Genomic DNA, 20,655 nt, shown 5'->3' on the forward strand with positions numbered 1-20,655 from the left:
GCTATGGGCGCCCGGCCTAGGGTGACCGTCATGGCAGGCAAGGCGGCAGCGGTGGAGCTGGAGATCGGCGAACGGACCGTACGCGTGTCCAATCCGGACAAGGTGTACTTCCCCGAGACCGGCTACACGAAGCTCGACATGGTCAGCTACTACCTGGCCGTCGGCGACGGCATCACCCGCGCTCTGCGGGACCGTCCCACCACGCTGGAGCGCTACCCCGACGGCGTGACGGGGGAGTCCTTCTTCCAGAAGCGCGCGCCCAAGTACCTGCCGGACTGGATCCCCACGGCTCACATCACCTTCCCCAGCGGCCGCTCGGCCGACGAGATGTGCCCGACCGAGCCGGCCGCCGTCCTGTGGGCGGCGAATCTCGGGGCCGTCACCTTCCACCCCTGGCCGGTGCGCCGGGAGGACACGGACCATCCCGACGAACTCCGCCTCGACCTCGACCCCCAGCCCGGCACGGACTACGCGGACGCGGTCCGGGCCGCCCACGAGCTGCGGGCGGTGCTCGACGAGCACGGGCTGCGCGGCTGGCCCAAGACCTCCGGCGGCCGCGGCCTGCACGTCTTCGTGCCGATCCTGCCGAACTGGACGTTCACCCAGGTCAGACGGGCTGCCATCGCCTGCGGCAGGGAACTGGAGCGGCGGATGCCGGAACGGGTCACCATCAAGTGGTGGAAGGAGGAGCGCGGCGAGCGCATCTTCCTCGACTACAACCAGACCGCCCGCGACCGCACCATCGCCTCGGCCTACTCCGTCCGCCCCCGCCCGCACGCGCCGGTCTCCGCGCCGCTGCGCTGGGAGGAGGTCGACGACGCCGTGCCGCAGGACTTCGACATCCGCACGATGCCGGCGCGGTACGCCGAAGTGGGCGATGTGCACGCGGACATGGACGACCGGCGCTTCAGCCTGGAGTCCCTCCTCGAACTGGCCCGCCGCGACGAGGCGGAGCACGGCCTGGGCGACCTGCCCTATCCGCCGGAGTACCCGAAGATGCCGGGGGAGCCGAAGCGGGTGCAGCCGAGCAGGGCGAAGAAGAAGGCGAAGGCGGAGGGGGAGGCGAAGGCGGCGGGAGGGGAGCAGGCGGCGGGAGAGGAGTAGCGGGCCGGACCCCGCCGGGGCCCTCCGTGGTCGGCCGTCTCTCTCGGGACCAAAACAACACGAACGATCGTGCTAGCATTTTTCGCATCGAGGGGACGAACGAGGACGATCGAGGAGACCCGGCACCATGACGAAGGCCCTGCTGGTCCGCACCGCTCTCAACACCGCAGCCCGCCTCGCCCCCGGCCCGGCCGGGCGGGCCGTGTTCCACCTCTTCGTCCGCCCGGCCGGCCGCTCCCGGGTCAAGCCGGCCGAGGAGCGGCTGATGGCCGCCGCCCGGACCGACCGGCTGCCGGTGCGCGGCAAGGAGGCCGTCGTCTACGCCTGGGGCGACGGCCGGCGGCCGGTGCTGCTCGTCCACGGCTGGTCCTCGCGCGGCTCACGCCTCGCCGCCTTCGCCGAGGCGCTGCTCGACCGGGGATACAGCCCTGTCGCCTTCGACGCCCCCGGCCACGGCGACGCGCCGGGCCGCGCCACCAACATCATCGAATACCGCGCGATCATCCGGGAGTTGCACGCCCGGCACGGCGACTTCGAGGCTGTCGTCGCGCACTCCTTCGGGGTCAGCGCGGCCCTGTTCGCCCTGCGCGACGGCGTGCGCGCCGGGCGTTTCGTCGGCATCTCGGGCGTGGGCTCCTTCGCGCTGCTCACCGCCTGGTTCCAGGGTGCCTTCGGGATGAGCGACCGTGCCATGCGGGCGATGCGCCGCCACGTCGAGCGCCGGCTGGCCCCGGAGGATCCCGAGGTCTGGGAGCACCTGGAGGCCGGCTGGCGGCCCGAGGACCTCGACGCGCCCGTCCTGCTGATCCACGACGCGTCGGACGAGATGGTGCCGATCGCCCACGCCCATGTCCTCAGCGAGGCGCGGGCCGACCGTGCCCGGCTCGTCGTCACCCAAGGACTCGGCCACCGGCGCATCCTGACCGACCCTCAGGTCGTCGCGGCCACGGTGGATTTCGTGACGGGTGCCGTGCCGGATCAGACCGCCGGGGAGTCGACCTCGTCCCGCGCCGCGTCCGTGGCCTCCGCCCGCAGCCGGCGGGCGATGCCCCGTTCGGCCCGCGCGTAGGCGGCGGTGTCGCCGAGGAGCACGGACTGGGCGTTGGCCGACTCCATCAAGGCGATGATCTCGAAGGCGAGCTGCGGCGCGTCGACGTCCTCGACGAAGCCGCCGGCGAGCCGCGCCTCCTCGATCGTCCGCTCCACGTACGCGACCCAGTCGACGCGCGACCGCGCGACGGCGTCGTGGACCGGGCCCGTACGCGCGTCGAACTCCGCCGTGACCGCGTAGAAGAAGCAGCCGCCCCGGAAGGTCCGGCCGGAGGAGTAGGCGAGCCAGTTCCGGCACAGCGCCCACACCCGCCCCGGGCCCGGCGGCAGTTCGGCCAGCGGGAGGACGACCTCGCGGGCGAAGACCGCGGCGGCCGCCCGCACGGTCGCGAGCTGGAGCTCCTCCTTGGACCCGAACAGGGCGAAGACCCCGCTCTTGCTCAGCTTGAGTTCGGTGGCGATCCGCCCCAGCGACAGCCCCTCCAGCCCCTCGACGGAGGCGATGTCCATCGTGCGGGCCAGGACGAGTCGCCGCGTCTGGTTGCCGCGCTCGACACGTCCGTCCGTCTTGGTGCTGCCGCTCATGCGCCCATCGTACTGTCCGCACGACCGTGCGGACAGTCGCCGTTCGGCGCTCCGCTACGCCTGCGGGGGCTGCCGCTCCGAGGGCGGGAGCAGCAGCACCTCCAGGGCCCGCGCACACGCGCGCGCCTGCCCGAGGAACCAGCCGAGCCGGGCGTCCGTGAGCACCGCGGGAGCGGCTCGCAGCCCGAGCGCGAACCGGGCGAGCCCCTCGCGCCCGAGCACCGGTACGGCGAGCGTGCGGGCCTCGAGCGCGCACTCGCCGTCGTCCACGACGTACCCCAGCTCCCGTGTCCGGGCCGACTCGCTCCCCGGTGCGGGGGTTCCGTACGCGCGTCCCTGCCAGGCGAGCAGCACCATTCCGAGCGCCGACGCGTGCAGCGGGCGCCGCAGTCCCACCCTCGGGGTGACCGCGCCACCCGCCACGATCACCGCGTGCGCGCCGCTGCGCAGCGCCAGATCGGCGACCGCGCCGGTCCGTTCGGCGAGGTCGCGCAGCTCGGGGGCGGCCAGGTGCAGGCGCCGCTGGTGGTACGAGAGCCGGCCGAGCTCCGTGACCGCCGGGCCGAGCCGGTACCGCGCGGTGTCGGCGTCCTGCTCCAGGAAGTCGGCGGCGAGCAGCGTCCTGGCCAGGCGGTGCGCGGTCGACGTCGAGAGACCGAGCCGCCGTGCGAGGTCCGAGGCGCTCAGATCCGGCCCGTTGTCGTGGAAGGAGTGCAGCACGTCCAGGGCCCGCCGGACGGCCTGCGCCCCGGCCGGACCTGTCACGGTGCCGACCTCGGTGGTCATGTGTCCCGCCCCCGTCACTGCTCGTCCTCGATCCCTGGGACCGATCTCCGTGATCACTGCCCATGTCGGTCCCGCCGGTCGACCCCACGCTGCCACAGTGCGGGAGGCGAACCGGTGGGGTTACGGGGGCGGAAACACGCCGTTCATGATCACGCCGCCGGGGCGGCGTGCGGCGGGGCGGGGTGGCCGAACCGGGGAAGGGGGCAGGAAAACGGCAGGCCGAAACGGTCTCGCCGGTGTTCGGCGCGCCGCGTTGATCGGACGTTGATGGCGCGTTTAGGCCACGGGGGCAGTCTGTGTTCCATGCAGACCGACACGATGCCCTCCGCCCCGATCAGCCTCATGGACGCCGACCTCTCCTGGCAGGAGGACGCCCTGTGCGCCCAGGCGGGACCGGAGTTCTTCTTCCCGGCGCCCGGTTCCTCGACCCGCGAGGCGAAGCTGCTCTGCGGAGCGTGCGAGGGGCGCGTCGCGTGCCTGGAGTACGCGCTCACGCACGACGAGCGGTTCGGGGTGTGGGGCGGCCTCTCGGAGAAGGAGCGGATCAAGCTCAAGCGCCGCCGGGGCTGACCACTCCCCGGCGGCCCTCGCCGCTCCGTCAGCCCGCCGCCCGGGCCGCCATCCGGGCCTTGCGCGCCGCGAGCTTCTCGTCGAACTTCGACGCCTCGGCGTCCAGGCCGTTCAGGTACAGGCCCAGCTCCTCCTGCGCCTTCAGGCCCTCGGGGCCCAGGCCGTCGATCTGGAGCACCTTGAGGAAGCGGAGGACCGGCTCCAGCACGTCGTCGTGGTGGATGCGCATGTTGTAGATCTCGCCGATCGCCATCTGGGCCGCCGCGCGCTCGAAGCCGGGCATGCCGTGGCCGGGCATCCGGAAGTTGACGACCACGTCCCGCACGGCCTGCATCGTGAGGTCGGGGGCGAGCTCGAAGGCCGCGCCCAGCAGGTTGCGGTAGAAGATCATGTGCAGGTTCTCGTCCAGCGCGATGCGGGCGAGCATGCGGTCGCAGACCGGGTCGCCGGACTGGTGGCCGGTGTTGCGGTGCGAGATGCGGGTGGCGAGCTCCTGGAAGGCCACGTACGCGATCGAGTGCAGCATCGAGTGCCGGTTGTCGGACTCGAACCCCTCGCTCATGTGTGCCATGCGGAAACGTTCCAGCTCGTCCGGGTCCACCGCCCGCGAGGCCAGCAGGTAGTCGCGCATGACGATGCCGTGCCGGCCCTCCTCCGCGGTCCAGCGGTGCACCCAGGTGCCCCAGGCGCCCTCGCGGCCGAAGAGGGTGGCGATCTCGTGGTGGTAGCTCGGGAGGTTGTCCTCGGTGAGCAGGTTGACCACGAGCGCGGTGCGGCCGATGTCGGTGACCTTGGACTGCGAGCGGTCCCAGGCCTCGCCGTCCTCGAAGAACCCGGGGAAGTTGCGGGCGTCCGACCACGGCACGTACTCGTGCGGCATCCAGTCCTTGGTGACCTTCAGGTGCCGGTTGAGCTCCTTCTCGACGACCTCCTCCAACGCGTACAGGAGGCGCGCGTCGGTCCACCCTGCGGAACTGGCGAGGTGGGGAGAGGTGAGTGTCACGGGAACTCCTGGGGACGGAGAAGGGCATTCGAACTACCTACGGATTCGTAGGTTACGAGACCGTAGGTTAAGGCCCGATAAGGGGGTGGCCAAGACCGTCCCTGTGATGTCCGGTTACGTTGCGTTATGCGCCCTGCTCTGGTGCCTCGAAGGAGACCCAGGTCACGCGTTTGTTCCCCTGAGACCGGCGCGCGCGGTCCGTGACGGGCGGCTACTCAGAGCAGACGGCCGACCGCGACCGTCGCGGCGGCAGCACGGGGCTGCCGGCCGCGGCGGTCGCGTCGCACGGTGGGGAACGGGGGGCCTGGCCCCGCCGGGGGCGGCGAAGGGGAGGGCCCGCCTTCACCCCGCTGACGGGCCAGGACCGGGACGTCACTCCACCGTCTGACCGGTCTCCTCGGGCGCCCGCACCTCGAACCCCTCCCGGACGGCCTCGGCCGTCGTCGGCCGCAGCTCGCCGTCGAGCCGCAGCCAGCGGGTGATCCCCAGGGACTCCAGGAACGGCACGTCGTGGCTCGCCACGACCAGCGCGCCCTCGTAGGCCTCGAGCGCGGCCGTCAGACTCCGCACCGACGCCATGTCGAGATTGTTGGTCGGCTCGTCGAGCATCAGCAGCTGGGGCGCCGGCTCGGCGAGGAGCAGCGCCGCCAGCGTGGCGCGGAACCGCTCGCCACCCGAGAGCGTCCCGGCCGGCCGGTCCGCCCGGGCGCCACGGAAGAGGAACCGGGCCAGCCGCGCCCGGATCTCGTTGGCCGTCGCCTCCGGCGCGAACCGGGCCACGTTCTGCACCACGCTCAGCTCGTCGTCGAGCACGTCCAGCCGCTGCGGCAGGAACCGCAGCGGAACGTGCACCACCGCCTCGCCCGCGACCGGGGCCAGCTCACCCGCGATCGTGCGCAGCAGCGTCGTCTTCCCGGCCCCGTTCCGGCCGAGCAGCGCCACCCGCTCGGGGCCCCGCAGTTCGAACTCGCCGTCGACCCGGGCCCCGTACGGCAGCTCCAGATCGCGGAGCAGCAGCACGCCGCGCCCCGGGTGGACCGTCGTGCGCGGCAGCTCCACGCGGATCTCGTCGTCGTCCCGCACCGCCTCCACCGCCGCGTCGAGCCGCGAGCGCGCCTCGGCCAGTCGGTCGGCGTGCAGGGCGCGGTGCTTGCCCGCCGACACCTCGGCCTGTGCCTTGCGGCCGTTGGCGACGATCTTCGGCGCCACCCGGTTCTCGACGCTCTTCTGGGCGTAGCGCTTGCGCCGGGCCAACTTCTGGTGCGCTTCCACGAGTTCGCGCTTCTGCCGCTGGACGTCGGCCTCGGCGACCCGCACCATCCGCTCGGCCGCCTCCTGTTCGGCCGCGAGCGCCTCCTGGTAGTCCGACCAGGCGCCGCCGTACCAGGCGACCTCGCCGTCCCGGAGATCCGCGATCTGGTCGACACGTTCCAGGAGTTCACGGTCGTGGCTCACCACGACGAGCACTCCCGACCACGCGTCCACCGCCTCGTACAGCCGGCGCCGGGCGGTCAGGTCGAGATTGTTGCTCGGCTCGTCGAGCAGCAGCACCTCCGGCCGGGCGAGGAGCAGCGCGGCGAGCCGCAGCAGCACCGACTCGCCGCCGGAGAGCTCGCCGATCGTGCGGTCGAGGCCGATGTGTCCGAGACCGAGCTGGTCGAGCACGGCCAGCGCCCGCTCCTCCACGTCCCAGTCGTCACCGACGGCCGTGAAGTGCTCCTCGGCGGTGTCGCCCGCCTCGATGGCGTGCAGGGCGGCCCGGGTCGCGTCGATGCCGAGGACCTGGTCCACACGCAGTCCGGTGTTCAGCACCAGGTTCTGCGGGAGGTAGCCGACCTCGCCGGCGATGCGGACCGTGCCCGCCGCGGGGGTGAGCTCGCCGGCGATGAGCTTGAGCAGGGTCGACTTCCCCGAGCCGTTGAGACCGACGAGACCGGTCCTGCCGGGCCCGACGGCCAGTCGGAAGTCGTCGAAGACGCCGGTGCCGTCCGGCCAGGAGAAGGAGAGAGAGGTGCAGGTGATGAAGGATGGGCGGGTCGCCATGGGGGCCTCCCGGTTGCGAAGCGTGATGGTGGGCAACGCGTGAGACACCGGGGCGCGGGCGGGGAGAGGAACGGAGCAGCGCTCGTACGCCGAGGTCGAGGACGGCACACGCGGCGGCAGGGCGGCACGCGCGGCACGGTGTCTCGAAACCTCAGACGAGCAACGGCCTTCTCCGATCGGGCGACAACAGGGCCGGGGAAGACGTTACGAGCGGGCGTCGGAGGACCGCAAACGAATTACTGCGGAGGGGGCAGCGGCACGGCGGGAGCTACGGGTGCTCCTCCAGGAGGTGCGCCAGATCGGCGTCCCAGTCCAGGTACTCGTGCTCCAGCCCCGCCGGCACCAGGTGCTGCGAGCGCTCCAGGAAACTGCGCAGCTCCGAGGTGCGGACGTGGACCATGGCCACGCCCTCGGGGGCATGGAACTCGACCACCGTGCGGTCGTATCCGTACGGCCGGAGGCGTACGTCGCCGACGCCGGCCGGACCCTCCACCCCCTGCGCGAGCAGCTCGCGCGCGAAGGCCCAGGACACCTCGACGCCCTCGAGGGTCGCGGGCGGCGGGAACGCCATGCTCACGGCGTACGGATCCTCGCGGTCGTACCGGAGGGTCGCGGCGACCGACTCGATCCGTGGCGCGGACGCGACCAGACGGGCCTGCACGGCCTGCTCGATGACGGTGGACATGGGGCCAGCCTCCTGTCGCGCGGCTTCGTTCTCCGGGCTTCTCCCTGACACAAGGAGAGACGAACGGAACGGCCCTGACGTGCACTGGAAGGTGACGTGAGCTGTGTCACCACCGGCGGCACCGGCGGATCTCCCGAGGTCAGCGCTCCTCGGCGAGGTCGAAGTCGCCGCCCGCGCAGGGGCCCGAGTGATCGCAGTACGGCTGGTTGCCGGAGGCCCCGCAGCCGCACAGCACCGCCCGGACCTCGTGCCGCTCGCCCGCGCCGGCCCGTACGAGGAGGTCTCCGCGCATCACGAGCCGCCCGTCGGGCATCCGGCGCACGGTGGTGGGGGTCTCCGGAGGCTCGGCCGTGCCGTCCGCCGGGTAGTGGCGCAGCGCACCGGAGGGACAGCGGCGGACCACCTCTGCGACCAGCTCCGGGGGCGCCTGGTCGGGCTGCACCCAGGGACGTCTGCCCAGGTCGAAGACGCTCGGCAGGCCGTGGACGCACTCGGCGGCGTGCAGGCAGCGGCGGGGCTCGAAGGTCACGGTGATGCCCTCGCCGTCGTACTCCTTGAGCCTGGGCGGTTCGTCCGGGACGGGTTCGGTGCCGTGCTCCGTCATGCGTTCCAGCCTAGGCCCTGTCGTCGAACTCCGGTCGTTGCCCGGAGGGCGTCGCGGGGCAGGCGGGAGTTCGACGGCAGGGCCCAGGAAGGGGAGGGGGGTACGCACTCTGGACGGGATCTTCGCGGTGGGCTAGCTTCCGGCGCCATGACGTCCATGGGGAAGACGAGACGAATGACGGCGGCGGGACTGGCGGGGGCGGCGCTCGCCCTGGCCCTGACGGTCCCGGCCGTCGCCGACGAGGGCGCCGGGGCGCCGGCCGCCGGGACGGCGGCGGGGGCCGGCTGGCAGCTCACGCCCACCGGTACGGACGCCCGCTTCCGGGGCCTGGCCGCGGTGAGCCGGTCCGTCGCCTGGGCCGCCGGTTCCAAGGGGACGGTGCTGCGGACCACCGACGGCGGCACGAGCTGGCGAAACGTCTCTCCGGCCGGTGCCGGAGAGCTGGAGTTCCGTGACGTGGAGGCCTTCGACGCCCGGCGCGCCGTCGTCCTCGCGATCGGGGAGGGCGAGGCGTCCCGGGTCTTCCGCACCGAGGACGGCGGGGCGACCTGGACGGAGTCCTTCCGCAACACCGATCCGCGCGCCTTCTACGACTGCATCACCTTCTTCGACCACCGGCACGGGCTCGCGATGAGCGACCCGGTCGACGGGAAGTACCGCATCCTGTCCACCCGTGACGGCGGCCGGTCCTGGCAGGTCCTGCCGAGCGACGGCATGCCGGACGCGCTGCCGGGCGAGGCGGGCTTCGCGGCGAGCGGCCAGTGCCTGGTCTCCGCGGGGCCCAGGGACGTCTGGCTCGCCACCGGCGGCGGCGCGACCGGCCGGGTGCTGCACTCGGCCGACCGGGGCCTGACCTGGACCGCCACCGAGACCACGATCCCGGCGGGCGAGGGCGCCAAGGGCGTCTTCGGCCTCGCCTTCCGCGACCGCCGGCACGGCATCGCGGTCGGCGGCGACTACCGCAAGGACCAGCCCTCGCCGCGGGCCGCCGCCGTCACCGGCGACGGGGCCCGCACCTGGGCCGCGTCCGCCACCCCGCCGCCCGCCTACCGGTCGGGCGTCGCCTGGCTCCCGCACACCAGGTCGGCGGCCCTCGCCGTCGGCCCCACCGGAACGGACCTGACCACGGACGGCGGGCGCACCTGGCGCACCGTCGACACCGGCTCGTACGACACGGTCGACTGCACCGCCGACGGCGCGTGCTGGGCGTCGGGCGAGAAGGGCCGCGTCGCGCGGGCCCTGCTCCGCTAGGGCGTGTCGTCGGACTCCCGTCGTCGCCCGGGGCAGGCGGGAGTCCGACGACGGGGCCCGGCCGCCCGGTCAGGCGGGAGTTCCACGACGGGGACCGGCCGCCCGGTCAGGCGGGCAACTCGTCCCGGAAGCCCTTGAGTTCGTCCACCGTCTTGGTCGCGTAGAACTCCGTGACGCGGTACGCGCACACGCCCGCGACGCTGAACGGGTCGGTCGCCACGATCCGCTCGATCTCCGCGCGCCCGACCCCACCGGCCAGGATGATTCCGCCGTCCCGCGGGTTCTTCCGCCCGGAGGCCAGGAACACCCCGGCGGCGTACTGCCGCTCCAGCCAGGTGACATGTGCGGGCAGCAGCTCGTCCACCCGCTCGAGGGGCGCGGTGTAGGACAACTCCAGTACGAACATGATCGCCAGGCTACCGCCCTTCCCGGGAGGATCGGCCGCGCGTCCCGGCGGAGCCGGCCGCGTAGGGTGCCCCACCATGACGATCATCGAGATTCCCGAGGGATGGCCCGCCGACGAGGGTGCGGCGCTGGCCCTGCAGGAGGAACTGCGGGGGCGTTTGGCGCTGGGGGAGGAGGGGCCCGGGGTCGGCGAGGGGTTCGTGACCGGGGTCGACGTGGCGTACGACGACGAGCGGGACCTGGTGGCCGCCGCGGCCGTCGTGCTCGACGGGCGGTCGCTCGACGTCGTCGAGGAGGCGACGGCGGTCGGCCGGGTGTCGTTCCCGTACGTGCCCGGCCTGCTGGCCTTCCGCGAGGTGCCGACCGTGCTCGCCGCGCTCGGGCGGCTCTCCGCCGACCCCGGGCTGCTGGTCTGCGACGGGTACGGGCTCGCCCATCCGCGGCGGTTCGGGCTCGCCAGTCACCTCGGGGTGCTCACAGGGCTGCCGTCCATCGGAGTCGCCAAGAACCCGTTCACCTTCACGTACGAGCAACCAGGAGAGCGCCGGGGGGAGTTCAGTGACCTGGTGGCCGACGGCGAGGTCGTCGGGCGGGCGCTGCGGACCCGGGACGGGGTGAAGCCGGTGTTCGTGTCCGTCGGGCACCGCGTCTCGCTGGAGCGGGCCTGTGCGCAGACGCTGCACCTCAGCCCGCGGTTCCGGCTGCCCGAGACCACCCGGCACGCCGACTCGCTGTGCCGGCGTGCCCTGGCGGAGGCCCTGAGCACGGGGACCGGGTGACACCCGGGACGTCTGAGTACCCGTACGGATACCCGGGCCCGTCGCTCCGGCGGCAGAGTGTCCCGCATGACTTCCCCCGGCATGATCACCCCCGGTTCCGCCGCCCCCGGCCCGATCGGCACCCTGCAGTGCGTCGTCCTCGACTGCCCCGACGTCCTCGAACTGGCCTTCTTCTACCAGCGGTTGCTCGGCGGCGAGATCAACCGCCCGGACCCCCAGTGGGCGGTCGGTGACGCCTGGGCCACGCTCCACGACGCCTCCGGGGCCCCTGTGCTCGCCTTCCAGGGGGTGGCCGACCACCGGCCGCCGGTCTGGGGCGCGCCCGAGCAGCAGTTCCACATCGACGTACGGGTCGCCGACCTGGACGCCGCGGACGAGGCCGTGACCGCGCTGGGCGCCCAGCGGCTCGACTCGGGGGCGGGCGACCGGTCCTGGCGCATCTACGCCGACCCGGCCGGCCACCCCTTCTGCCTGGTCCGCCACTGACGGCGGGCGGGCTCAGCCCGCGTACGCCACCCGGAAGCGCAGGCCGGCCGCGCGCAGGCGGTCGAGCAGGGCGTCGCCCATCGCGACCGCCGTCGTGACCTGGCCGGAGGTCTTCGGCAGGTCGTCGAGCGCGAGGCAGAGCGCCGACTCGGCGAGCATCTTCGCCGTCTCGTCGTAACCCGGGTCGCCGCCCGTCACCTCGGTGAAGACACGCCGTCCGCCGCCCTCCCCGACGAAGCGGACGGAGAACCAGCTGCGGGCCCGCCGCTCGGCGCTCGGGCCCTGACCCGGCTCGTAACGGTCCATCAGCCAGCGGCGGACGGCGGGGATCTGGGCCGCCAGCGCGCCCGTGCTCACCGCCACGGTGCCGCCCAGGGCCATCGGCAGGGTCTTGACCGAGGCGTAGTGGCGGTAGCGGAAGTCGGGGCCGTAGCGTTCGAGCGCCCGGGCCGAGCGCGCCACCACCTGCGGGTCGAGCGTGGGCAGCGGCAGCGCCCAGGTGCCGGTCTCGCGGCTGAAGCGCGGGCCGCCGAGCGGGGCGCGGGCCCTCCGGGTCATCAACCGGGGCTCGTGCAGCCGCCGTTCGTGCGCGGCCCGCAGGATCTCCCGGCCGCGGCCGAACGCGGTCAGCGCCGACGCGAAGGTGCCGCCCGAGAAGATCGCTCCGGCGCGGACGAAGCCGTCGACCTGGAGCGGGACGCCCTCCGGCAGCTGCCCGACCGTGAAGTAGACGCCCAGGTCGTGGGGGACGGAGTCGAAGCCGCAGGCGTGCACGAGCCGGGCCCCGGTCTCCCGGGCGCGGCCGTCGTACCGTACGTACATCCGGTCGACGAACTCGGACTCGCCGGTCAGGTCCAGATAGTCCGTGCCGGCCTCGGCGCAGGCCGCGACCAGCTCCTCCCCGTACCAGACGTACGGGCCGACCGTGCTGGCCACCACCCGGGCGGAGCCGGCGAGTTCGGCCAGTGACGCGGGGTCGAGGGAGTCGGCCACGAGCAGCGGCAGCTCGGCGCAGCGCGGCCACCGCGCGGCGAGCCGCTCGCGCAGCGCGGCCAGCTTGCCCCGGCCGCGTCCGGCGAGGGCCCAGCGGCAGCCCGTCGGGGCGTGCTCGGCCAGGTACTCGGCGGTGAGCTCGCCCACGAACCCGGTCGCCCCGAAGAGAACGACGTCGTACGGCCGTGCGGCCGCCCCTGTCTCCATCCAGCCCCTCGCCTTCGCCCGCGCCGTCCCCCGGCGCGCATGTCGTCGGCGGACTCTAGCGGACGTCACCCGCCGGTGGACCCGGTGGTACCCCTGGGTAATTTCCAAGCGCTTGCTCGGCTCGGGGGCTTGTGCGGAGTGGAACGCGTTCCTAGCATCTCCGGTGTTACATCATCACTGTCACACCCAGCCTGGGGGCTCGATGACGACACCCCGCCCGTCCAGCGGCGGCCCGCTCTCCGGCGTACGCGTGGTCGAACTCGCGGGCATCGGCCCCGGCCCCTTCGCCGCCATGCTCCTCGCCGACCTGGGCGCCGACGTCGTGCGCGTCGACCGGCCCGGCGGCCCCGGTCTCGGCATCGACCCCGCGTACGACCTCACCAACCGCAACAAACGCTCCGTCCTCGTCGACCTCAAGGCCGACGGCGGCCGGGACACCGTGCTCGACCTGGTCGAACGGGCCGACGTCCTCGTCGAGGGCTACCGGCCCGGCGTCGCCGAACGCCTCGGTGTCGGCCCCGAGGCCTGCCTCGCCCGCAACCCGCGACTCGTCTACGGCCGCATGACCGGCTGGGGCCAGGACGGCCCCCTCGCCCCCACCGCCGGCCACGACATCGGCTACATCGCGATCACCGGCACCCTCGGCATGATCGGCCCCGATCCGGACGGCCCGCCCACCGTGCCCGCCAACCTCGTCGGCGACTACGCCGGCGGCTCCCTCTACCTCGTCATCGGCGTCCTCGCCGCCCTTCGGCACGCCCGGGAGCACGGCGAGGGCCAGGTCGTGGACGCCGCCATCGTCGACGGCACGGCCCACCTCGCGACCATGATCCACGGCATGCTCGCGGCCGGCGGCTGGCAGGACCGGCGCGGCGTCAACCTGCTCGACGGCGGCTGCCCCTTCTACGGCACCTACGCGACCTCCGACGGCGGCTACATGGCCGTCGGCGCCCTGGAACAGCAGTTCTACGACGAGTTCGCGCGCCTCCTCGGCATCGAGGACGTCGCCCCCGCCCGCCGCGATCTCACCCGCTGGCCCGAGCTGCGCACCGCCGTCGCCGAGCGCTTCCGCACCCGTACCCGGGACGAGTGGACCGAGGTCTTCGCCGGCAGCGACGCCTGCGTGGCCCCCGTCCTCTCGCTGCGCGAGGCACCCGGCCACCCGCACCTCGCCGCCCGCGGCACCTTCGTCGAGCACGCCGGCCTCGTCCAGCCCGCGCCCGCGCCCCGCTTCTCCGCCACCCCGGGCACCGTCCGCACCGGCCCCGCCCGGCCCGGCGCCGACACCGCCGAGGTCGCCCGCGACTGGGCCGTACCCGCACTCGCACCCCACCCCGCCGAGAAGGAGCAGCAGGCATGAAGCGCCGGCTCTACACCGCCGACCACGAGGCCTTCCGTGAGGTGGTCCGCACCTTCCTCGCCAAGGAGGTGCTGCCGCACTACGCCCAGTGGGAGAAGGACGGCATCGTCTCCCGCGAGGTCTGGCGGGCCGCCGGCCGGCAGGGCCTGCTCGGCCTCGCCGTCGACGAGGAGTACGGCGGCGGCGGAAACCCCGACTTCCGCTACAGCGCCGTCCTCGCCGAGGAGTTCACCCGGGCCGGCACCCCCGGCCTCGCCATCGGCCTGCACAACGACATCATCGGCCCCTACCTCACCGCGCTCGCCACCGACGAGCAGAAGCGGCGCTGGTTGCCCGGCTTCTGCAGCGGCGAGATCGTCACCGCCATCGCCATGACGGAACCCGGCGCCGGCTCCGACCTCCAGGCCATCCGCACCACCGCCGAGGACCACGGCGACCACTGGATCCTCAACGGCTCCAAGACCTTCATCTCCAACGGCATCCTCGCCGACCTCGTCGTCGTCGTCGCCAGGACGACCCCCGACGGCGGCGCCCACGGCCTCTCCCTCCTCGTCGTCGAGCGCGGCACGGCGGGCTTCGAGCGGGGCCGCAACCTCGACAAGATCGGCCAGAAGTCCCAGGACACCGCCGAGCTCTTCTTCCACGACGTCCGCGTCCCCAAGGAGAACCTCCTCGGCGAGCTCAACGGCGCCTTCGTCCACCTGATGACCAACCTCGCCCAGGAGCGGCTCGCCATCGCCGTCGCCGCCATCGCCGGCGCCGAGCACCTCCTGGAGCTCACCACCACCTACGTGAAGGAGCGCGAGGCCTTCGGCCGCCCGCTCGCCCGGCTGCAGCACATCCGCTTCGAGATGGCCGAGATGGCCACCGAGTGCGCCGTCACCCGCACCTTCCTCGACCGCTGCATCGAGGAGCACGCGGACCCGGACGGACCCGGGCTCGACGCCGTCCACGCCTCCATGGCCAAGTGGTGGTCCACCGAACTGCAGAAGCGGGTCGCCGACCGCTGCCTGCAACTGCACGGCGGATACGGCTACATGAGCGAATTCCCGGTCGCCAGGGCCTTCACCGACGGCCGGATCCAGACCATCTACGGAGGAACGACCGAGATCATGAAGGAGATCATCGGCCGCTCCCTGCTCGCCTGATCCCGAGCCCGCCCGATCCCCGGGCCGTCCGATCCGGCGACCCCGACCTCACGCCCGACCCTCGCGCCTGACCCTCATGCGAAAGGCAACACCGTGACCACCGAAGCCTACGTCTACGACGCGATCCGCACCCCGCGCGGCCGCGGCAAGGCCAACGGAGCCCTGCACGGCACCAAGCCGATCGACCTCGTCGTCGGCCTCATCCACGAGATCCGCTCCCGCTTCCCCGGCCTCGACCCGGCCGCCATCGACGACATCGTCCTCGGTGTCGTCGGCCCGGTCGGCGACCAGGGCTCCGACATCGCCCGGATCGCCGCCATCGCCGCGGGCCTGCCCGACACCGTCGCCGGCGTCCAGGAGAACCGCTTCTGCGCCTCCGGTCTCGAAGCCGTCAACCTCGCCGCCGCCAAGATCCGCTCCGGCTGGGAGGACCTCGTCCTCGCCGGCGGCGTCGAGTCCATGTCCCGGGTGCCCATGGCCTCCGACGGCGGCGCCTGGTTCGCCGACCCGATGACCAACATCGCCACCAACTTCGTCCCCCAGGGCATCGGCGCCGACCTCATCGCCACCATCGAGGGCTTCACCCGCCGGGACGTCGACGAGTACGCCGCCCTCTCCCAGGAGCGCGCCGCCGCGGCCTGGAAGGACGGGCGCTTCGACCGCTCCGTCGTCCCCGTCAGGGACCGGGCCGGCCTCACCGTCCTCGACCACGACGAGCACCTGCGCCCCGGCACCACCGCCGACTCCCTCGCCAAGCTCAAGCCCTCCTTCGCCGACATCGGCGAGCTCGGCGGCTTCGACGCGGTCGCGCTGCAGAAGTACCACTGGATCGAGCAGATCGACCACGTCCACCACGCCGGCAACTCCTCCGGCATCGTCGACGGCGCCTCCCTCGTCGCCATCGGCTCCCGCGAGGTCGGCGAGCGCCACGGCCTCACCCCGCGCGCCCGCATCGTCGGCGCCGCCGTCTCCGGCTCCGAGCCGACCATCATGCTCACCGGCCCCGCCCCCGCCGCCCGCAAGGCGCTCGCCAAGGCCGGCCTCACCATCGACGACATCGACCTGATCGAGATCAACGAGGCCTTCGCCGCCGTCGTCCTGCGCTTCGTCAAGGACATGGGCGTCTCCCTCGACAAGGTCAACGTCAACGGCGGCGCCATCGCCCTCGGCCACCCGCTCGGCGCCACCGGCGCCATGATCCTCGGCACCCTCGTCGACGAGCTGGAGCGCCAGGACAAGCGCTACGGCCTCGCCACGCTCTGCGTCGGCGGCGGCATGGGCATCGCCACGATCGTCGAGCGCGTCGAGCGCTTCTGACCGCCCGGTCCGAACCCCTCTTACGGAGAAGCATCAGCATGAGCGAGAGCACCACCATCCGCTGGGAGCAGGACGAGACCGGCGTCGTCACCCTCGTCCTGGACGACCCGAACCAGTCCGCCAACACGATGAACCAGGCCTTCCGGGCCTCCATCACCGCGATCGCCGACCGCGCCGTGGCCGAGAAGGACTCCATCCGCGGCATCGTCTACACCTCCGCGAAGAAGACCTTCTTCGCCGGCGGCGACCTCAAGGACATGATCAAGGCCGGCCCCGAGGACGCCCAGGCGATCTTCGACGCCGCCATCGAGATCAAGAACGCGCTCCGCCGCATCGAGACCCTCGGCAAGCCCGTCGTCGCCGCGATCAACGGCGCCGCGCTCGGCGGCGGCTACGAGATCGCGCTCGCCTCCCACCACCGCGTCGCCCTCGACGCCCCCGGCTCCAAGATCGGCCTGCCCGAGGTCACCCTCGGCCTCCTCCCCGGCGGCGGCGGCGTCGCCCGTACCGTACGCCTCATGGGCATCACCGACGCTCTGCTCAAGGTGCTCCTCCAGGGCACCCAGTACAACCCGAAGCGCGCCCTCGACAACGGCCTGGTCCACGAGCTGGCCGCCACCCCCGAGGAGATGCTCGCCAAGGCCCGCGCGTTCATCGACGCGCACCCCGAGTCGCAGCAGCCCTGGGACGTCCCCGGCTACAAGATCCCCGGCGGCACCCCGTCGAATCCGCGGTTCGCCGCCAACCTGCCGGCCTTCCCCGCCAACCTGCGCAAGCAGCTCAACGGCGCCCCCTATCCGGCCCCGCGCAACATCATGGCGGCGGCCGTCGAGGGCTCGCAGGTCGACTTCGAGACCGCGCTCACCATCGAGAGCCGCTACTTCACGGAGCTGGTCACCGGCCAGACCGCGAAGAACATGATCCAGGCGTTCTTCTTCGACCTCCAGGCCGTCAACTCCGGCGCCAACCGCCCCCAGGGCGTCGAGCCGCGCAAGGTCCGCAAGGTCGCCGTGCTCGGCGCCGGCATGATGGGCGCCGGCATCGCGTACTCCTGCGCCCGCGCCGGCATCGAGGTCGTCCTCAAGGACGTCACCACCGAGGCCGCCGCCAAGGGCAAGGGCTACTCCGAGAAGCTGTGCGCCAAGGCCGTCGCCAAGGGCCGCACCACCCAGGAGAAGGCCGACGGGCTGCTCGCCCTCATCACCCCGACCGGCGACGTCGCCGACCTGGCCGGCTGCGACGCGGTCATCGAGGCCGTCTTCGAGGACACCGCGCTCAAGCACAAGGTGTTCCAGGAGATCCAGTACGTCGTCGAGCCCGACGCCCTGCTCTGCTCCAACACCTCCACCCTGCCCATCACCGTCCTCGCCGAGGGCGTCGAGCGCCGGACCGACTTCATCGGCCTGCACTTCTTCTCGCCCGTCGACAAGATGCCGCTGGTCGAGATCATCAAGGGTGAGCGCACCGGCGACGAGGCCCTGGCCCGCGCCTTCGACCTGGTCCGGCAGATCAACAAGACGCCGATCGTCGTCAACGACTCGCGCGGCTTCTTCACCTCCCGGGTGATCGGCCACTTCATCAACGAGGGCGTGGCCATGGTCGGCGAGGGCGCCGAGCCCGCCTCCGTCGAGCAGGCCGCCGCACAGGCCGGCTACCCGGCGAAGGTGCTCTCCCTCATGGACGAGCTCACCCTCACCCTGCCCCGCAAGATCCGCAACGAGACGAAGAAGGCGGTCGAGGAGGCCGGCGGCACCTGGATCTCCCACCCCGGCGAGATCGTCATCGACCGCATGGTCGACGAGTTCGGCCGTCCCGGCCGCAGCGGCGGCGCCGGCTTCTACGAGTACGGCGAGGACGGCAAGCGCGGCAGGCTGTGGCCGGGCCTGCGCGAGCACTTCACCAAGCCCGAGGTCGAGATCCCGTTCCGCGACATGCAGGAGCGGATGCTGTTCGCCGAGGCGCTGGACACCGTCCGCCTCCTCGAGGAGGGCGTCCTGACCTCCGTCGCCGACGCCAACATCGGCTCCATCCTCGGCATCGGCTTCCCGGCCTGGACCGGCGGCGTGCTCCAGTACGTGAACGGTTACGAGGGGGGCGTCGCCGGCTTCGTCGAGCGGGCCCGCGAACTGGCCACCACCTACGGCGAGCGCTTCAACCCGCCCGCCCTCCTGGTGGAGAAGGCCGAGCGGGGCGAGGTCTTCACCGACGGGGAGCGGTAGGACTCGGCGCGGGGCTCGGATCGGTCCTGAAGGCGGTCCTCAGCTCCTCGCTGAGCGACCGCTGGAAGGCGGTGACGAGGGCCTGGATCACCATCGGCTGCATGTGCGCCGAGAGCGACTTCATCGCGGTCAGGTGATCCGGGTCCTCACCGGTCTCCCGGTACGGGCTCCACACCTGCTCCCGGAACAGCCGGGCCAGCTCCTGCGCGGCCGCACGGGCGTGCTCCAGGAGCACGGTCCGCGAGGCCAGGATCGTCTCGTGCTCGATCGGCACGTCGAGCAGCTCCACGCCGAGCCGCAGCAGGGACCCGTCGAGCCGGAACACGTCCGGGTCGGGCCCCTTGTCGAGCACCCCCATCGCGGCCAGCCGGTCGACGTCCCGGTCCGCCAGCGGGCGCCCGGCCCGCCGCTCCAGCTCCTGGCGGGTGATCTCCTCCGCCGACTCGGGCGCCCAGGAGGCGACCAGGGCCCGGTGGACCGCCAGATCCCGGGCGCTGAGATCGGGCGGCAGCTGCTCCAGATAGCGTTCGATCGCGGCGAGCGTCATGCCCTGCCGCTGCAGCTCCTCGATGAGCGCGAGCCGGGACAGGTGCTCGGGCCCGTAGTGCCCGACCCGCCGCGGCCCGATCACGGGCGGCGGCAGCAGACCCCGCGTCCCGTAGAACCGCACGGTCCGCACGGTCACCCCCGCCCGGGCCGCCAGCTCGTCGACGGTATAGGTCGGCCCGCCGGCCCACCCCTCGCCCTGGTCCTCGTCGCTCGCCTGCCGCATGGTTCAACAGTATTGCTGTCTCACCAGCCATGTAAAAGAGTGGGGGCGAGGTGGGACAGCGACCCGGCGGCAACAGGACACACCCCGGCCCCTGGGGTATGCCTGTCCCATGGGTGCCCACCGGCGAGCCTTCCTCCCCCGCCTCTCCCGGCGCGGCGGACGGCTGCTGCTCGCCGCCCCCTTCGCGCTGATCGCGGCGGTCACCGCGGTGGACGTCCTGGTCCCGCCCGACGTCCATCTGGGGCCGTTCCTGATCGCCGCGCCCGCGGTGACGGCGTCCTTCGCGGGGCCGCGCATGACGGCGTTCGTGGGCGCGGTCGCGGTGCTCGCCCAGTCGGTGGTGGCGGTCGCCAGGACGAGCATCACCGACCTCAACCACACCTACCAGATCGTCGCGCTGGTCCTGATCTCGATCATCGCGACGTTCTTCGCCTACCTGCGCGAGCGGGACGAGAGCCGGGTGACGCGGCTGCGCTCCATCGCCCACGCCGCGCAGAGCGTCGTCCTGCGCCCGCTGCCGCAGCGCGCGGGGCCCCTGCGCATCGCCTCGGTCTACCTGGCGGCCGAGGAGGAGGCGCAGATGGGCGGCGACCTGTACGCGGCGGCCCGCACGGCGCACGGCACCCGGCTGCTCATCGGGGACGCCCGGGGCAAGGGGCTCGACGCCATCAGCGAGGCGTCCCTCGTCCTCGGCGCCTTCCGGGTCGCGGCCCGCCGCGAGCAGGAGCTGCCGGACCTCGTCAGGCACCTGGAGGCGGGCGTCGGCTCGGCGGAGGAGGCCGAGGGCGCGCCCGAGCCGGGAACCGGCGCCGACGACGCGGCCGGCACCACCGAGGAGGCCTTCGTCACCGCGCTGGTGCTCGACATCCCCGACCGGGAGCCGGTGGTACGGCTGGTGAACTGCGGCCACCCGCCGCCGCTGCGGCTTCGCGGGGGGCGGGCGGTCCCCCTGGACACGGGCGAGTCGAGCCCGCCGCTGGGCCTGTCGGACGTCCTCGCCGCCGAGTTGACGGTGGAGACCTTCCCCTTCGACGTCGGCGACGTCCTGCTGCTCTACACCGACGGCGTGGTCGAGGCCCGCGACGGCTCGCGTGCCTTCTACCCCCTGGAAGAGCGGCTCACGGCCTGGGCGGGACACGACCCGTCGGCCTTGCTCGGCCGACTGCGCGCCGACCTGCGCGCGTACGCCGGCGGGCACCTCGGCGACGACGCGGCCCTGGTCGCGGTCGAGCGCCTGGCGCCGGAGCCGTAGCGCGGCGCCGGGGAGAGGCCGGCTCGGGACCCACTG

Annotated in this window: 20 protein-coding genes; 11 read left to right on the top strand and 9 right to left on the bottom strand. The window is 73.0% G+C overall.

The annotated features are described in order from the left end of the window. The first annotated feature begins 30 nt into the window (after positions 1–30). Both ligD and ACIGXE_RS21305 read left to right on the top strand, forming a co-directional pair. Positions 31–1,104 carry a non-homologous end-joining DNA ligase gene (gene ligD, locus ACIGXE_RS21300; RefSeq protein ID WP_399749570.1) on the top strand — a complete coding sequence of 358 codons (1,074 nt, stop codon included), beginning with the start codon at positions 31–33 and terminating at the stop codon, positions 1,102–1,104. A 127-nt stretch (positions 1,105–1,231) separates the two neighbouring features. Beyond that, positions 1,232–2,173, top strand: coding sequence for an alpha/beta hydrolase (locus ACIGXE_RS21305; RefSeq protein WP_399749572.1), 942 nt, complete (start codon positions 1,232–1,234; stop codon positions 2,171–2,173). On the opposite strand, the gene ACIGXE_RS21310 is transcribed toward ACIGXE_RS21305, so the two are convergent. Then, positions 2,083–2,739, bottom strand: a complete 657-nt coding sequence (locus ACIGXE_RS21310) for a TetR/AcrR family transcriptional regulator (RefSeq protein WP_399749573.1) — start codon at positions 2,737–2,739, stop codon at positions 2,083–2,085. The two genes, ACIGXE_RS21305 and ACIGXE_RS21310, sit on opposite strands and share 91 nt — an antisense overlap. A 54-nt stretch (positions 2,740–2,793) precedes the next feature. Further along, positions 2,794–3,525, bottom strand: a complete 732-nt coding sequence (locus tag ACIGXE_RS21315; protein WP_399749575.1) for an IclR family transcriptional regulator — start codon at positions 3,523–3,525, stop codon at positions 2,794–2,796. Positions 3,526–3,828: 303 nt separating this feature from the next. On the opposite strand from ACIGXE_RS21315, the gene ACIGXE_RS21320 reads away from it, so the two are divergent. Beyond that, a complete protein-coding gene (locus ACIGXE_RS21320) occupies positions 3,829–4,095 on the top strand; it encodes a WhiB family transcriptional regulator (protein WP_399749577.1) in 267 nt (88 codons plus the stop codon). Positions 4,096–4,123: 28 nt separating this feature from the next. Here the strand turns inward: ACIGXE_RS21320 and ACIGXE_RS21325 are convergent, their stop codons facing one another. The 4 genes from ACIGXE_RS21325 to ACIGXE_RS21340 all read right to left on the bottom strand — a co-directional run bounded on the left by ACIGXE_RS21325 (position 4,124) and on the right by ACIGXE_RS21340 (position 8,430). Continuing rightward, positions 4,124–5,098 (bottom strand): acyl-ACP desaturase, encoded by a 975-nt coding sequence (locus tag ACIGXE_RS21325; RefSeq protein ID WP_399749579.1) that lies wholly within the window; start codon positions 5,096–5,098, stop codon positions 4,124–4,126. 372 nt (positions 5,099–5,470) lie between these two features. Continuing rightward, positions 5,471–7,141, bottom strand: a complete 1,671-nt coding sequence (locus tag ACIGXE_RS21330) for an ABC-F family ATP-binding cassette domain-containing protein (RefSeq protein ID WP_399749582.1) — start codon at positions 7,139–7,141, stop codon at positions 5,471–5,473. Between the two features lie 268 nt (positions 7,142–7,409). After that, complete coding sequence (locus tag ACIGXE_RS21335) at positions 7,410–7,826, bottom strand: SsgA family sporulation/cell division regulator (RefSeq protein ID WP_399749584.1); 417 nt, start codon at positions 7,824–7,826, stop codon at positions 7,410–7,412. A gap of 139 nt (positions 7,827–7,965) precedes the next feature. After that, positions 7,966–8,430, bottom strand: coding sequence for a (4Fe-4S)-binding protein (locus ACIGXE_RS21340; RefSeq protein ID WP_399749586.1), 465 nt, complete (start codon positions 8,428–8,430; stop codon positions 7,966–7,968). Between the two features lie 147 nt (positions 8,431–8,577). Here ACIGXE_RS21340 and ACIGXE_RS21345 point away from each other — a divergent pair, with 147 nt between their 5' ends. Next, positions 8,578–9,681: a WD40/YVTN/BNR-like repeat-containing protein gene (locus ACIGXE_RS21345; RefSeq protein ID WP_399749588.1), complete on the top strand. Its 1,104-nt coding sequence runs from the start codon at positions 8,578–8,580 to the stop codon at positions 9,679–9,681. 106 nt (positions 9,682–9,787) lie between these two features. On the opposite strand, the gene ACIGXE_RS21350 is transcribed toward ACIGXE_RS21345, so the two are convergent. Then, positions 9,788–10,087 (bottom strand): YciI family protein, encoded by a 300-nt coding sequence (locus ACIGXE_RS21350; protein ID WP_399749590.1) that lies wholly within the window; start codon positions 10,085–10,087, stop codon positions 9,788–9,790. A 76-nt stretch (positions 10,088–10,163) separates the two neighbouring features. Here ACIGXE_RS21350 and ACIGXE_RS21355 point away from each other — a divergent pair, with 76 nt between their 5' ends. Both ACIGXE_RS21355 and ACIGXE_RS21360 read left to right on the top strand, forming a co-directional pair. Next, entirely contained in the window at positions 10,164–10,865 is a 702-nt protein-coding gene (locus ACIGXE_RS21355) for an endonuclease V (RefSeq protein ID WP_399749591.1), read from the top strand. 66 nt (positions 10,866–10,931) lie between these two features. Next, a complete protein-coding gene (locus ACIGXE_RS21360) occupies positions 10,932–11,351 on the top strand; it encodes a VOC family protein (protein WP_399749593.1) in 420 nt (139 codons plus the stop codon). A 12-nt stretch (positions 11,352–11,363) separates the two neighbouring features. Here the strand turns inward: ACIGXE_RS21360 and ACIGXE_RS21365 are convergent, their stop codons facing one another. Then, the gene (locus ACIGXE_RS21365; RefSeq protein WP_399749595.1) at positions 11,364–12,551 is read right to left on the bottom strand and encodes a saccharopine dehydrogenase family protein; all 1,188 of its coding nucleotides are present in this window, start codon (positions 12,549–12,551) and stop codon (positions 11,364–11,366) included. A gap of 202 nt (positions 12,552–12,753) precedes the next feature. On the opposite strand from ACIGXE_RS21365, the gene ACIGXE_RS21370 reads away from it, so the two are divergent. The 4 genes from ACIGXE_RS21370 (at position 12,754) to ACIGXE_RS21385 (ending at position 18,595) form a co-directional block, all read left to right on the top strand. Next, positions 12,754–13,911, top strand: a complete 1,158-nt coding sequence (locus tag ACIGXE_RS21370; protein WP_399749597.1) for a CaiB/BaiF CoA transferase family protein — start codon at positions 12,754–12,756, stop codon at positions 13,909–13,911. Continuing rightward, positions 13,908–15,059 carry an acyl-CoA dehydrogenase family protein gene (locus tag ACIGXE_RS21375; protein ID WP_399749599.1) on the top strand — a complete coding sequence of 384 codons (1,152 nt, stop codon included), beginning with the start codon at positions 13,908–13,910 and terminating at the stop codon, positions 15,057–15,059. Before ACIGXE_RS21370 ends, ACIGXE_RS21375 begins: the two co-directional genes overlap by 4 nt. 93 nt (positions 15,060–15,152) lie before the next feature. Next, positions 15,153–16,376, top strand: coding sequence for an acetyl-CoA C-acetyltransferase (locus ACIGXE_RS21380; RefSeq protein ID WP_399749601.1), 1,224 nt, complete (start codon positions 15,153–15,155; stop codon positions 16,374–16,376). A gap of 38 nt (positions 16,377–16,414) precedes the next feature. Beyond that, positions 16,415–18,595, top strand: a complete 2,181-nt coding sequence (locus tag ACIGXE_RS21385) for a 3-hydroxyacyl-CoA dehydrogenase NAD-binding domain-containing protein (protein ID WP_399749603.1) — start codon at positions 16,415–16,417, stop codon at positions 18,593–18,595. On the opposite strand, the gene ACIGXE_RS21390 is transcribed toward ACIGXE_RS21385, so the two are convergent. Beyond that, positions 18,576–19,367, bottom strand: coding sequence for a MerR family transcriptional regulator (locus tag ACIGXE_RS21390; protein WP_399749605.1), 792 nt, complete (start codon positions 19,365–19,367; stop codon positions 18,576–18,578). The two genes, ACIGXE_RS21385 and ACIGXE_RS21390, sit on opposite strands and share 20 nt — an antisense overlap. Before the next feature lie 109 nt (positions 19,368–19,476). On the opposite strand from ACIGXE_RS21390, the gene ACIGXE_RS21395 reads away from it, so the two are divergent. Beyond that, positions 19,477–20,619, top strand: a complete 1,143-nt coding sequence (locus tag ACIGXE_RS21395) for a PP2C family protein-serine/threonine phosphatase (RefSeq protein ID WP_399749607.1) — start codon at positions 19,477–19,479, stop codon at positions 20,617–20,619. The last annotated feature ends 36 nt before the right edge of the window (positions 20,620–20,655 follow it).

The sequence above is a fragment of the Streptomyces sp. NPDC053431 genome (genome assembly GCF_044544925.1).
Classification (GTDB): domain Bacteria; phylum Actinomycetota; class Actinomycetes; order Streptomycetales; family Streptomycetaceae; genus Streptomyces.